Origin of the sequence: Gelidibacter sediminis, assembly GCF_004364975.1 — a bacterium.
GTDB lineage: Bacteria > Bacteroidota > Bacteroidia > Flavobacteriales > Flavobacteriaceae > Gelidibacter > Gelidibacter sediminis.
In genome coordinates this window covers 1,232,542-1,245,567 of record NZ_SOBW01000007.1, presented here as the reverse complement: position 1 = coordinate 1,245,567, position 13,026 = coordinate 1,232,542, and the positions used below count along the sequence as shown (strand labels likewise).

Annotated in this window: 11 protein-coding genes; 7 read left to right on the top strand and 4 right to left on the bottom strand. The window is 37.5% G+C overall.

Annotated features, from left to right (window positions below; translation table 11 throughout):
- The first annotated feature begins 27 nt into the window (after nucleotides 1-27).
- From BXY82_RS05355 to nadD, 3 genes are read left to right on the top strand one after another with little or no spacing between them, the layout of a single operon-like run.
- On the top strand, nucleotides 28-885 hold the full coding sequence (locus tag BXY82_RS05355) for a YicC/YloC family endoribonuclease (protein ID WP_133757130.1): 858 nt from the start codon (nucleotides 28-30) through the stop codon (nucleotides 883-885).
- Nucleotides 886-934: 49 nt separating this feature from the next.
- Nucleotides 935-1,528, top strand: a complete 594-nt coding sequence (gmk, locus tag BXY82_RS05350) for a guanylate kinase (protein ID WP_133757424.1) — start codon at nucleotides 935-937, stop codon at nucleotides 1,526-1,528.
- Between the two features lie 13 nt (nucleotides 1,529-1,541).
- Nucleotides 1,542-2,123, top strand: a complete 582-nt coding sequence (gene nadD, locus BXY82_RS05345; RefSeq protein ID WP_133757129.1) for a nicotinate (nicotinamide) nucleotide adenylyltransferase — start codon at nucleotides 1,542-1,544, stop codon at nucleotides 2,121-2,123.
- Between the two features lie 187 nt (nucleotides 2,124-2,310).
- On the opposite strand, the gene BXY82_RS05340 is transcribed toward nadD, so the two are convergent.
- The 3 genes from BXY82_RS05340 to BXY82_RS05330 all read right to left on the bottom strand — a co-directional run bounded on the left by BXY82_RS05340 (nucleotide 2,311) and on the right by BXY82_RS05330 (nucleotide 5,987).
- Nucleotides 2,311-4,110, bottom strand: a complete 1,800-nt coding sequence (locus BXY82_RS05340) for a hypothetical protein (protein ID WP_133757128.1) — start codon at nucleotides 4,108-4,110, stop codon at nucleotides 2,311-2,313.
- A 303-nt stretch (nucleotides 4,111-4,413) separates the two neighbouring features.
- Nucleotides 4,414-4,773 carry a YraN family protein gene (locus tag BXY82_RS05335; RefSeq protein WP_133757127.1) on the bottom strand — a complete coding sequence of 120 codons (360 nt, stop codon included), beginning with the start codon at nucleotides 4,771-4,773 and terminating at the stop codon, nucleotides 4,414-4,416.
- 194 nt (nucleotides 4,774-4,967) lie between these two features.
- Nucleotides 4,968-5,987, bottom strand: a complete 1,020-nt coding sequence (locus tag BXY82_RS05330; protein ID WP_133757126.1) for a S66 peptidase family protein — start codon at nucleotides 5,985-5,987, stop codon at nucleotides 4,968-4,970.
- Nucleotides 5,988-6,149: 162 nt separating this feature from the next.
- On the opposite strand from BXY82_RS05330, the gene metG reads away from it, so the two are divergent.
- The 4 genes from metG to BXY82_RS05310 all read left to right on the top strand — a co-directional run bounded on the left by metG (nucleotide 6,150) and on the right by BXY82_RS05310 (nucleotide 11,988).
- Nucleotides 6,150-8,243: a methionine--tRNA ligase gene (metG, locus tag BXY82_RS05325; RefSeq protein ID WP_133757125.1), complete on the top strand. Its 2,094-nt coding sequence runs from the start codon at nucleotides 6,150-6,152 to the stop codon at nucleotides 8,241-8,243.
- A 78-nt stretch (nucleotides 8,244-8,321) separates the two neighbouring features.
- Nucleotides 8,322-8,789 carry an META domain-containing protein gene (locus tag BXY82_RS05320; protein ID WP_133757124.1) on the top strand — a complete coding sequence of 156 codons (468 nt, stop codon included), beginning with the start codon at nucleotides 8,322-8,324 and terminating at the stop codon, nucleotides 8,787-8,789.
- Nucleotides 8,790-8,881: 92 nt separating this feature from the next.
- Nucleotides 8,882-9,667: a copper resistance protein NlpE N-terminal domain-containing protein gene (locus BXY82_RS05315; protein ID WP_133757123.1), complete on the top strand. Its 786-nt coding sequence runs from the start codon at nucleotides 8,882-8,884 to the stop codon at nucleotides 9,665-9,667.
- A gap of 197 nt (nucleotides 9,668-9,864) precedes the next feature.
- Nucleotides 9,865-11,988 carry a Tex family protein gene (locus BXY82_RS05310; protein WP_133757122.1) on the top strand — a complete coding sequence of 708 codons (2,124 nt, stop codon included), beginning with the start codon at nucleotides 9,865-9,867 and terminating at the stop codon, nucleotides 11,986-11,988.
- Between the two features lie 3 nt (nucleotides 11,989-11,991).
- On the opposite strand, the gene BXY82_RS05305 is transcribed toward BXY82_RS05310, so the two are convergent.
- Nucleotides 11,992-12,948: a calcium/sodium antiporter gene (locus BXY82_RS05305; RefSeq protein WP_133757121.1), complete on the bottom strand. Its 957-nt coding sequence runs from the start codon at nucleotides 12,946-12,948 to the stop codon at nucleotides 11,992-11,994.
- Between the last annotated feature and the right edge of the window lie 78 nt (nucleotides 12,949-13,026).

Below are 13,026 nucleotides of genomic sequence, written 5' to 3'. Positions count from 1 at the left end.
CCTTTGTGCAACTTTTAAAATCAGTCCATGATACAATCGATGACAGGCTACGGAAAATCAGTTTTACAACTTCCATCCAAAAAAATTTCTATTGAAATCAAATCGTTGAACAGTAAGAACCTCGATCTCAACACCAGAATGCCCTCATTATATAGAGAAAAAGAACTCGGTATTCGCAAATTGATTGCATCCAAACTAGAACGTGGTAAAGTCGATTTTTCTTTGTACATGGAAATTACTGGAGAAGAAACCTCAACTCAAATCAACAAAACAGTCGTTAAGCAATACATTAAGCAATTAAAAGCTGTTGTTGATGGTGATGAAACTGAATTACTTAAAATGGCCATTCGTTTACCCGATGCCGTAACGACAGAGCGTGATGAGATGGATGAAGATGAATGGGAAGCGATTGCTGCGGAAATCAACACAGCATTGGACAAAATTCAGCAGTACCGTTTGGATGAAGGCAAAAGTTTAGAATCTGAATTTTTTGATCGCGTTAAAAATATAGCTGATTTATTAGACGAAGTCATTGTAATGGACCCGGAGCGTATTGAGGGGGTAAGAGAGCGATTGCATAAAGGCGTTGCCGAGTTGAAAGAAAAGGTCGATGAAAACCGTTTTGAGCAGGAATTGGTATTTTACATTGAAAAATTCGATATTACTGAAGAAAAAGTACGTCTAAAAAATCATTTGGATTATTTTATATCAGCACTTAAAAGTGATGATTCCAACGGAAAAAAACTAGGATTTATCAGCCAAGAAATGGGACGTGAAATCAATACTATTGGTTCTAAAAGCAACTATGCCCCAATGCAAAAACTAGTTGTACAAATGAAGGACGAATTGGAAAAAATTAAAGAACAATTATTAAATGTGCTTTAAAATTAAAGGCATATAGAATTACTACACAAAAATAGCATTCGTGACCAAAATTAAAGACATCACAGAAAAAGGCAAGCTAATCGTTTTTTCAGCCCCTTCTGGCTCGGGCAAAACTACTTTGGTAAGACATTTACTGAAACAGCAGGAATTAAATTTAGAATTCTCTATTTCAGCGACGTCTAGAGAAAAGAGAGACAACGAAACGGACGGTAAAGATTATTACTTCTTAGATGCGCAAGCGTTTAAAAACCGGATTAAGAATGATGAATTTTTAGAGTGGGAGGAAGTGTATCGCGATAATTTTTATGGCACTTTAAAGACTGAAGTAAAGCGTATTTGGGCACAAGGTAAAAATGTTATTTTTGATATAGATGTTTCCGGCGGATTGCGAATTAAACGTAAATTCCCTGACCAAACCCTTGCTATTTTTGTAAAACCACCTAGTATTGACGAATTAAAAATTCGTTTAAAAAAGCGTCAGACAGAAACTAACGATAAAATAAATATGCGTATTGCTAAAGCTTCTGCAGAATTGGCTACTGCACCGCTTTTCGACGTTATCGTCATCAATGATGATCTTGACAAGGCAATAGACGAATCCTACAAATTGGTTTCTGATTTCATCAATAAACCGGAAGCATAAAAACTTTATAGTCATGAAAATCGGACTCTACTTTGGCACGTTTAATCCCATCCATATTGGCCATTTAATTATTGCCAATCATATGGCTGAACATAGCGATCTTGACCAAATTTGGTTTGTAGTCACGCCTCAAAGTCCGTTTAAGGTAAAAGCGAGTATGCTCGACAATCATGATCGGTTGGAAATGGTGTACCGCGCTACAGAAGATTACGAAAAGTTGCGCCCGAGCGATATCGAATTTGGAATGCCACAGCCAAATTACACCATCAATACCCTCACTTATCTACAAGAAAAACATCCAAAACACACCTTTTCATTAATTATGGGCGAAGACAATCTTAAGAGTCTTCACAAATGGAAAAATTATGAATTGATTTTGGAACATCACGACATTTACGTGTATCCAAGAATTTCAGAAGGTGTGGTGGAAACTCAATTTGATAAACACCCTAAAATTCATCATGTTGCGGCGCCTATAATGGAAATCTCTTCCACATTTATCAGAAAATCCATTAAAAAGGGCAAAAATATACGCCCGATGTTGCCGGAAACCGTCTGGAAATATATTGATGAGATGAATTATTACGGTGCATAAATGCCTCCAATAGAAGCCCTATTATAAAGAAACTCTGTTTAAGGTATTGACAACATATTGCATTATATTCTTCTTTATGCAACCGCCATTTTCTTAAAATTTCGCAAAATCTAACTAAAACCCATTTCATTTAAGAACAAGGTTATTTAAATTTGAAAGAGCTATAGATTTAGAAGAGTTTTAAAGTTTATAGCGACGGAATTTTTATCATCTGGATCTCATTTCTATTGGTGATGAGTTCAGATTGAATGCTACTATATTCAGCATTGTCCATGGCGTCAAAAAGCTGTTGGTAGTATGAAACGCCTTCTAGTAAATTAGACTTAAATGCCGACCACTTTTTTATACTCTTGGTCGATAGTTCTTCAGTATACATTGCTATGTCGTTTTTTAAATAGGCGACGTACATCTGTAATTCTTTTACAAACATATTAGGTCTATAAGTCTCTGAAAGCACATTTGCTTTACCGTAAATATGTCTCACCATTTGAAATAACGATACTTCCTTATCAAAATAGGCCAAATTTGGTCCTGGGCAAATAACCACGCCCTGCTGTTGTCCCTTAATGGGAATGTCATTTTCAAGATAAGAAGCATTTGCCAGTCCAACACAAAGACAGGACTTTTCAGTAATCTTGGTTTTTGCCATATCATAATTGATTGAGGTCATCGATGCCTTTTGAGCATCAAGCGCGTCTAATTTTACATCCTGATACTTTTTTGAGGCCGTACAAATACCTTCTGGGCCAAATTCTTTGCTCAAAGCCAAAAACTTTTTGGGACAGGAGCTTCCCGCTTTATTATTTGTAATCCGTTGTTGTTTATAAAACTCATTAGATGATCCTTTAATGGTATTGAATGGTACCCCTAATGGAGAAATATCACTTAAATATAAATCTGATTCTTTGGCTCCAGCTAATAATTTCCGAGTGTCTACGTCTACAGATGTGGCTTCTGGCACCAACAAAAATGGACTGCCCCAACCAACAGAATCTACCTCATAATTGGCCATCAAAAAATCGTGTTCAGCAGCTGTTCCCACACCGCCTTGTACGGTAATTTTTACATCTAGCGGGACGTTTGGAACTTTGATCTGTTTATCTGCCAAGGCTTTTATAAAAACAGCATGTATATCTTGTCGTAATTCTTCCTTTTTAATTTTAAACTCCTCTAAAATTGGGCCTAGCAAGAATCCTTCTGTAGCAAAGGCATGCCCGCCACAGTTTAAACCAGATTCTATGCGATATTCTGAAACCCACAACCCTTTTTTAGCTAAAAATTTTCCTTGAATCATTGCTGATCGAAAATCGCTCACCTTTAAAATTATTTTCTTTTTTAATTGGTTTTGGGTGTCTGGATAGAAATCTTTGAAGTTTTCAAAATAGCTATAAAGTCTTGGATTCATTCCAGCCGAAAGCACCACCGAAGACTCTAAATTACTGTTAGCAAAACCGCGAAGAGATGCATGTGCATCATTAAACTCTATTGGCAATTGCTCACTGCCCTTAAAGTTATCTTTGTCAATTTTCGTCATTATGTTGACGTCAATTTCACCGGGCTGCATGTGCTCATCCAAATAACTTTTTAGGGTTTCTTTAAGGCAAACTCCATCTTCCATTAGTTTAGCAAGGCCTTCTCTAATGCTCGATTTATTAGGGAGCATGTCTAAAAAATTTTCCAAAACTGACTTACTTGCCAACACTTCTTCTTTAAACTTTACAAACTTATCCTTAACAATGGTATCTACTAAATTTAGATATGCCGTGATCCGCTTGGCGCGATAGTCTTCAACTTTTTGAGAAATCTCTTGGTAGGGCAAACTGAATTTTTGACTGTAAAAAGCATTCATTTTTTCCAAAAGATCATCGTCAATGATACTAATTACTGACGAAATGCCGTATTGGGCTACTCTAATTGGACTATCTATAGTGTAAGCTAAACCCATAACAGGAATATGAAAATCATGGATTTGTTTCGATGCAATCATAATAGCGCTATTTTAAAAATGATCAAGCGCCAAATATGAAGCAATTTAAATCCCCAAAATATGACGGTTATCATTGATGGTTATTTTTTTATTTTATAGCTAAAAAGGAAACTGTCAACGTGTCCAGTAAAGGTTTTACACTTCTATAATTTAGAAAAGTTTCAAAAATATCCAGAAGTTCGCTCACAATGGCCAGTCAACATATATAGAGACAAAGCTCATAACTGTTTAAAGGCGAAGATCTAAACGCAAATTGATAAGACAATGAGGCAATTGGTTTATGAGGGTGGGTAAACAAGAAGTTTAGAAGTGATAAAACGCATTCTCATAATGCGTTACTTCTTCTCTGCTTTTATTTTTCAAAACCGCAATGATATCAAATCGCGATTCCAATTGGAGGTCATTCTCAGTCACGTAAGCATCCATCGCTTTGACCAATAATTTGATTTTACCTGGGGTTACAAAATCTTGAGGATCGCCAAAAAAATCAGAATTTCGAGTTTTGACTTCCACACAAATCATCATGTGTTTATGTTTTGCAATGATATCGATCTCTGCTTTTTGATAGAAATAATTGGTGCAAACAATCTCGTAACCTTTGGAGATCAAATATTCTAAGGCTAGTTTCTCGCCTATTTTACCGAGTTCATTATGGTGCGCCATGTTTTAGGAGTTGGCAGTGTTCAGTTGGCAGTATTCAGTGTTCAGTTGGCAGTATTCAGTCTTCAGTATTCAGTTGGCAGTATTTCAGTTTTCAGTCTTCAGGTGCTCTTCTCTTTTCTCTTTTCTCTATTCTCTATTCTCTATTTTCGCTTCTCTTTTCACTCCCTAATTTAGGTTGTCTTATAAAAACTACTTTAGTTTCTGAATTTGATTGTTGAAGCTTCCTTGCCTACAGCAAGTTCAATTGTGCGTCCAAAAATGAGCGCTCTATTATCATCTTCATGCCCCGCTGGCATTTTAAAAGCGATTGGGAAATCATAATCTGATAGGGCGTCTAAAATCAATTGCTCCATAGATGTGCCCCAAGGGGTCGTATTTTTTCTAATTTTAGAAAAATCGCCCACAATAAGACCTTTACAATTATCAAAATATCCAGCACGTTTCAGACTCTGTAACATCCGGTCTACACTATAAGCATATTCTCCAATTTCTTCAATAAATAAAATATTTCCTGAAACATCAATACTTGTTTTAGAGCCTAACATGCTATATAACAAACTTAAGTTTCCACCTACGAGTTGTCCTGATACGGTTCCAGGTTTATTATAGCTTGAACCTTCTAATGTATAAGATAAAGGCTTGCCAAATAGGGCATCCTTAAACGTTTGTACGGTTTCCTTAATTTCACTCAAATCTTCAACCACACTCACGGCCATCATGGCGTGCAAAGATTCAAACCCTTCCACATGCAATTGGTTGTGCAAGGCTGTAATGTCAGAATACCCTATGACCCATTTCGGATTTTCCCTAAATTTGGTATAATCTAGTTTATCAATAATTCTGACGGTACCGTAACCTCCGCGAGCAGCCCAAATGGCACTAATTGCTGGATTGTCCATTGCCTCCTGAAAATCGGCACATCGCTCAGCATCAGTTCCCGCAAAATGATTTCCATCAGCAAACAAATGCTTCCCCAAAACCGTGTGCAATCCCCAACTGTTCAGCAAGTCTTGAGCGCGTTTAATTTCTGCCGTTCGGTTTTTTAAAATTCCCGAAGGCGCCACGATGGCTACAGTGTCTCCTACCTTTAAATAGGGTGGACGCACAAGCGTTTGTTCTTTCTTAGCCATTGATTTTTGTTGTGCTGAAAACTCTCGTGTTCCAAGGAGCACAAATAAGCAAGTTATTACGACGGTAAATGTGATTTTCGACATAATGTAAAAATACATTTTTTTTCTAATTCGAGGTCAAAATGCGTACTTTTGTAGCTGCCTTTAAGAAGGCAGATGTCAGGTTGAGCGCAGTCGAAACCATTAATGATTTAAAACTAATAAAAACATGCTCGAGCACGCTCGAGATTACAGATTTCATATACAATGAACCATCCAAAACGCTATACCATTACCGCCGCATTACCTTACACCAACGGACCAATCCATATTGGCCATTTGGCTGGAGTTTATGTGCCTGCAGATATCTATGCACGCTATTTAAGACTCCTTGGAAAGGACGTGGCATTTATCTGCGGAAGCGACGAACACGGTGTGCCTATTACTATCAAAGCAAAAAAAGAAGGTGTTACACCTCAAGACATTGTGGACAAATACCACGCGATTATCAAAACATCGTTTGAAGATTTTGGTATCAGTTTCGACAACTATTCGCGCACTTCAGCAAAAATTCATCATGAAACTGCCCAGGAGTTTTTCAAAACTTTATATGCTAAAGGTGAATTTATTGAGGAAACTACGGAGCAACTTTATGATGAAGAAGCCGATCAGTTTTTAGCGGATCGATTTGTAACCGGAACGTGTCCGAAATGTGGTAATGAGGAAGCTTATGGCGACCAATGTGAAAAATGCGGCAGCAGCTTAAATGCTACCGATTTGATCAATCCGAAATCGGCCATTACCGGTAACGTTCCAACATTAAAACAAACCAAACACTGGTTTTTACCTTTAGATAAGCACGAAGCATTTTTAAAAGAATGGATTTTAGAAGGTCATAAAAAAGACTGGAAACCTAATGTTTACGGCCAAGTAAAATCGTGGATTGACGACGGGTTACGCCCAAGAGCAGTAACGAGAGATTTAGATTGGGGCATTCCTGTGCCTGTTGAAGGGGCTGACGGAAAAGTGCTTTATGTGTGGTTTGATGCGCCAATTGGTTACATTTCTTCTACTAAAGAATGGGCTGATCGCGTTGGAAAAGATTGGGAGCCATATTGGAAAGATAAAGACACCAAATTGGTGCATTTTATCGGGAAAGACAATATTGTTTTTCACTGTATTATTTTCCCAGCCATGTTGAAAGCGGAAGGTTCCTATATTTTACCAGACAATGTCCCAGCTAACGAATTCTTGAATTTGGAAGGTAATAAACTCTCTACTTCAAAAAACTGGGCCGTTTGGTTACCAGAATACTTGGAGGATTTCCCAAATCAGCAGGATGTTTTACGTTATGCGTTGACGGCTAATGCGCCTGAAACTAAGGATAACGATTTCACATGGAAAGATTTCCAAGCACGAAACAATAATGAATTGGTGGCCATTTTCGGGAATTTCATCAATCGTGTTGTGGTGTTAACCGATAAATATTACGGCGGTGTGGTACCTGAAGCTTCAGAATTTAGTGCCGTTGATCAGGAAACTTTAGCAGCATTAAAAGCATATCCAGATGTAATTGCAAGCTCCATTGAGCGCTACAGATTTAGAGAAGCGAGTCAGGAATTATTGAATCTTGCGCGTTTAGGCAATAAATATCTCGCTGATGAAGAGCCATGGAAATTGGTGAAAACCGATGAAGTACGCACCAAAACAATCATGTTTGTGGCACTTCAAATTGCATCTGCTTTAGCAACTTTAAGCGAACCTTTTTTACCGTTTACGTCAGATAAATTAAAATCCATTCTTGGTATCAGCTCAAGTGACGCTGCTGACGGGAATCGTATTAGCAATACTTGGAATGATATTTCATCAAAAGATATTTTGATCCCTACAGGTCATCAAATTGGCAAAGCACAATTGTTATTTTCAAAAATCGAAGACGACACCATTCAACAGCAATTAGACAAATTAGTGGCAAGTAAAAAAGCAAACGAAGTGGCAAATAGAAAGGTAGAACCTCAAAAAGAAACCATCACCTTTGAAGATTTTTCTAAATTAGATATGCGTGTGGGCACTATTATTGAGGCTGAAAAAATGCCAAAAGCAAATAAATTATTGGTTTTAAAGGTAGATACAGGTATTGATGTGCGTACCATTGTTTCAGGAATTGCTGAAAGCTTTACGCCTGAAGAAGTGGTTGGAAAACGCGTTACCGTGTTGGTCAATTTAGCACCGAGAGCACTAAGAGGTGTAGAAAGTCAGGGCATGATTTTAATGACGGAGTCCGAAGACGGCAAATTAGTTTTTGTGAATCCTGACACCACAACGGGTGCCAAAGTACCTAACGGATTGCAAATAAGTTAAAAAGGAAATTTTCTTTTTTAACATAACTTGAAACAGTTCATTATCTTTGGATAACACTATCATATAATATTATACATTATGAAATACGTTTTAAGTTTAACCGTGCTATTCTGCCTCATTTTATTTAATTGTAAAACTCAAGAGGTACCAAAAAAACAAACTGAGACTGTTCATACTGTTGATAAAAAATCGGTAGCGCATCTTGTGGGTGCAAAATGGGTTTTAACGAAACTTAATGGTGATATTGTAAATCTTAGTAAAACGGAATTGGAGCAACCGTTCATCCGGCTTACAGCAAAGGACAATGGTGTTGGTGGTAACAGTGGTTGCAACCCTTTTGGTGGCACCTTTACCCTAAAAGGCAATCAGAACATCCAATTTTCAGAAATGTTGGCCACTATGCGCTATTGCGATGACAATGGTATTGAAGGTGTTTTCATGGCCAATTTACAAAAAGCTGCTACTTATATTATTACCAACAATGAGTTGACCTTAAAAGATGAAAACGGTTATGTACTCTCAACGTTTGAAGCTGTAGAAGATTAAGAATCTGTATCCTCCGACGTGTTAAGATTACTTAAAAAATATTTCAGTCTCCTCATAGTTTAATAAATTTCCCAAATCAAACATTTAAAAATATGAAAAAAACACTTATAAATAGTCTATTCGCAGCTGTCTTAGTCATGAGTACAGCTTGCAATTCTGGCTCTAAAAAAGATAATCAAGCGGCTGAAGCCTCTGAAACGGAAGCCATGGCCGATAACAGTAGAACTTCATTAGATTGGGAAGGCACTTATGAAGGCGTTGTACCATGTGCCGATTGCGAAGGCATCAAAACGGTGGTCACCATAAATGACGACAATACGTATATGGTAAAAGAAACGTATTTGGGAGCTGAGCCAAGAACATTTGAGTCTAAAGGCACCTTTAAATGGGACGATGAAGGCCAAAGATTAGTATTGTCAGACTCCAAAAGAAACCCATATTTTGTTGGAGAAAACACCTTGACCCTTTTAGATGCAGAAGGCAATAGACCTACGGGCGAACTAAAATCCAATTATGTTTTAAAGAAAGTAACCGATCAGTTAGTGGGTGAAAAATGGCATTTGGTATCTTTTAGAGGTGATAAAATTCAACTAAAAGAAGTTAAAGGCGGGCACCCATTTGTTCAATTTAGTGATGATTTTACCCTACATGGATATACCGGCTGTAACGATTTACAAGGCGGTTATGAAGTTGGAGACGCACTTAAACTGAAGTTTTCTAATTTGATAAATACGCTTAAGTCCTGTCCGGAAATGGAAACTGAAAATCAATTTATTAAGATTATGACTGCCACGAGATCTTATGCTTTTGAAGATCGCGCGTTGGTGATGTATGACGAAAACCATCTTAAATTGGCAACTTTTAAAGCGGCTAATTAATTTGATAATTCATAACAATGTTTTTATATAAAGAATCAAGACCGCTGCGCTTCTAGAATCAAGAATAAAGACTTGCTTGCAACTAACTTACAAACAACGGCCATTTAATATCATAATTATAGCATTCAAAACTGTTTGAAACCTCAAACAGTTTTTTTATCTTCTTATCTTTGTATTCCATATTTTAAAGCGACTCCATGCAGCTGATTTCTTATATTATTTCGCAAACAAAACTTCCAGAAAATTCCGTTAAAAACACGGTCGAATTGTTAAATGAAGATGCGACCATTCCTTTTATATCAAGGTATAGAAAAGAACGCACAGGCAATCTTGATGAAGTTCAAATTGGAGATATTGTAAAATTTAAGGAACAGTTTGAAGCGCTTGAAAAACGCAAAATCGCCATCCTGAAAGCAATTGAAGAACAAGATGCATTAACACCTGAACTTCGCCAAAAGATTGAAAATGTTCTCGATTTGACTGCTCTGGAAGATTTATACCTTCCCTTCAAGAAAAGCAGAAAGACAAAGGCTGAAACTGCAAGACAAAATGGATTAGAACCTTTGGCTAAAATTATTATGAGCCAAAACGCTTCAGATATTGAAGCGTTGGCTTATAAATATGCAAAAGGAGACGTCGCTTCTGCGGATGATGCTTTGGAAGGTGCGCGCCATATTATTGCAGAATGGATCAATGAACGCACAGATCTAAGAAACAACATTCGTCAGCAATTGGAACGTTTTGCCGTGATTTCTACTAAGGTGGTAAAGGCGAAGGGTGATGATGAAAATGCACAGAAATTCCGCGATTATTTTGATTGGGAAGAATCGTTAAGTCGCATTCCGTCGCACAGGTTATTGGCAATTCTACGTGCTGAAAACGAAGGTTTTATTAAATTTAAAATAAGCATTGATGATGAAAAAGCGCTCTCCAAAATTGAAGATCGCATTATTCGCTCCAATAACGAGTGTTCAGAGCAAATCAAAATCGCTATTCAAGATGCTTATAAGCGTTTATTATTGCCATCACTATCTAATGAAGCGCTACAAAACGCTAAGTTAAAAGCTGATGAAGCAGCTATTTCTGTCTTTGCTAAAAATTTAAAACAACTACTACTTGGTTCTCCATTAGGTGAAAAACGCGTTCTTGCCGTAGATCCTGGCTTTAGAACGGGCTGTAAAGTGGTGTGTTTGGATGCGCAAGGCGGACTCCTATACAATGAAACCATTTATCCACATCCACCAAAGAATGACACTATTGGTGCGATGAAAAAAATAAGCTCCTTGAGTGAGGCCTATCAAATTGAAGCAATCGCCATTGGCAACGGCACAGCTTCAAGAGAAACCGAAGCTTTTATCAGAAAAATTAGGTTTAAAAATGACATTCAGGTTTTTGTGGTGAGTGAAGCTGGAGCAAGTATTTATTCGGCTTCTAAAATTGCAAGAGATGAATTCCCAAATTATGATGTTACTGTTCGAGGATCTGTATCCATCGGCAGACGCCTTCAGGATCCGTTGGCAGAATTGGTTAAAATTGACGCCAAATCAATTGGTGTTGGGCAATACCAACATGATGTCGATCAAAACAAACTCAAAAAGGAATTGGACGTCGTTGTGGAAAGTTGCGTGAACGCTGTTGGGCTAAATCTTAATACTGCAAGTACAAGTTTATTAAGTTATGTTTCTGGAATTGGGCCTAAATTGGCTGAAAACATCGTCAATTACCGCGAAGAAAACGGCGCTTTTACATCGCGAAACGACATTAAAAAAGTACCACGCTTAGGTGGAAAGGCGTTTGAACAAGGCGCAGGATTTTTGAGAGTCAAATCGGCTAAAAATCCGTTGGACGATTCTGCGGTACATCCTGAAAGCTACCCTATAGTTGAAAAAATGGCTAAGGATTTAGGTAAAAAAGTATCAGAATTGATTGGCAACAAATCTGAACTTCACAAAATCGATTTAAAGAACTATTGTACTGACACTGTTGGCCTTCCAACACTTCAAGACATTATTAAGGAATTGGAAAAACCAGGCCTGGATATTCGTGAGCAGGCCAAAGTGTTTACGTTTAACCAAAACATCAAAACCATCAACGATTTGGAAGAAGGACAGTTGCTACCTGGAATTGTCAATAATGTGACCAATTTTGGAGCCTTTGTCGATATCGGAATCAAAGAAAGTGGGTTGATTCATGTGTCCAATCTTTCCGATTCGTTTGTAAGTGATGTGAATGAGCATGTGTCCCTACATCAACAGGTTATCGTTAAAGTATTAGATGTTGATGTTCCACGAAAACGCATTCAGCTTAAATTGCACAACTAATATTTAGTGCAGTTCCTGAAGCACGAGGTATGTAGTATAACCAATAAAGACGGTCAGTAACAGCCCAGATTCCCATCGGTCTAATGTTTTCCTTTTGCCGGTAAACATCGCTACAAATAGAAATACTGTTCCACCCAAAAGAAGATAAATATCGGTATTAAAAACGGTGCTGAATTCGATTGGTCGTACCAAAGAACTTACCGAAAGAATCAGGAAAATATTAAATATATTAGAGCCAATAATATTCCCTATGGCAATATCGCTGTTCTTTTTAAGCGCCGCAACCACACTTGTCATCAGCTCTGGCAATGAAGTCCCTGCCGCAATAATAGTAAGTCCGATAATTTTTTCACTCACTCCTAAATTACTAGCTATAGAAACGGCGTTATCAACAATCAATTTCCCTCCAATCACCAAACCGATCAATCCTAATATAATAAACCCCCAAATCTTATAATTAGAGGCTGTGATCTCCACTTCTTCAGTAGTCGAGACATCAGTTTTCATTTGTTTGTAAATGTAAAACAGAAAGGCCAAGAATAAACTGAGTAAAATGATTCCGTCAACTCTGGACAGACCCATATCTCCCATAACATATCCATTTGCCAACACCAAAAACACCAATGCTGCCAATAGCGAAATAGGGATTTCCTTCCATACGGTTGAGGATTGAACGGCAATAGGAAAAATAAGTCCAACAATACCTAAAATCATAAACAGGTTAAAGTTATTACTACCAATAACATTCCCTAATACAATATCAGAATGGTTTTCATAGGAGGCTACGGTATTCACCACCAATTCAGGTGCAGAAGTCCCAAATGCTACAATAGTCAAGCCTATGGCCAGATCTGGAATTTTATTCTTCTTAGCCAAAAGCGTAGAACCATTAACCATCCAATCGGCCCCTTTGATAAGAAGCACAAACCCTATGACGACCAAAAAACTAGAGAGTAACATAAAATGAATTTTAGTAAATGTATGCTATTAAGTGATGTAGAAAATAATGTGAAAAATTATTTTATAGAAAAAAGCCAT

Excerpts from the sequence above, each read along its gene's own strand:
- BXY82_RS05335 (WP_133757127.1), bottom strand. The coding sequence starts at position 4,773 with ATGGCGCACCATAATGAACTCGGTAAAATAGGCGAGAAACTAGCCTTA.
- BXY82_RS05340 (WP_133757128.1), bottom strand. The coding sequence starts at position 4,110 with ATGATTGCATCGAAACAAATCCATGATTTTCATATTCCTGTTATGGGT.
- BXY82_RS05355 (WP_133757130.1), top strand. The coding sequence starts at position 28 with ATGATACAATCGATGACAGGCTACGGAAAATCAGTTTTACAACTTCCA.
- BXY82_RS05305 (WP_133757121.1), bottom strand. The coding sequence starts at position 12,948 with ATGTTACTCTCTAGTTTTTTGGTCGTCATAGGGTTTGTGCTTCTTATC.
- nadD (WP_133757129.1), top strand. The coding sequence starts at position 1,542 with ATGAAAATCGGACTCTACTTTGGCACGTTTAATCCCATCCATATTGGC.
- BXY82_RS05315 (WP_133757123.1), top strand. The coding sequence starts at position 8,882 with ATGAAAAAAACACTTATAAATAGTCTATTCGCAGCTGTCTTAGTCATG.
- BXY82_RS05310 (WP_133757122.1), top strand. The coding sequence starts at position 9,865 with ATGCAGCTGATTTCTTATATTATTTCGCAAACAAAACTTCCAGAAAAT.
- BXY82_RS05330 (WP_133757126.1), bottom strand. The coding sequence starts at position 5,987 with ATGTCGAAAATCACATTTACCGTCGTAATAACTTGCTTATTTGTGCTC.
- metG (WP_133757125.1), top strand. The coding sequence starts at position 6,150 with ATGAACCATCCAAAACGCTATACCATTACCGCCGCATTACCTTACACC.
- BXY82_RS05320 (WP_133757124.1), top strand. The coding sequence starts at position 8,322 with ATGAAATACGTTTTAAGTTTAACCGTGCTATTCTGCCTCATTTTATTT.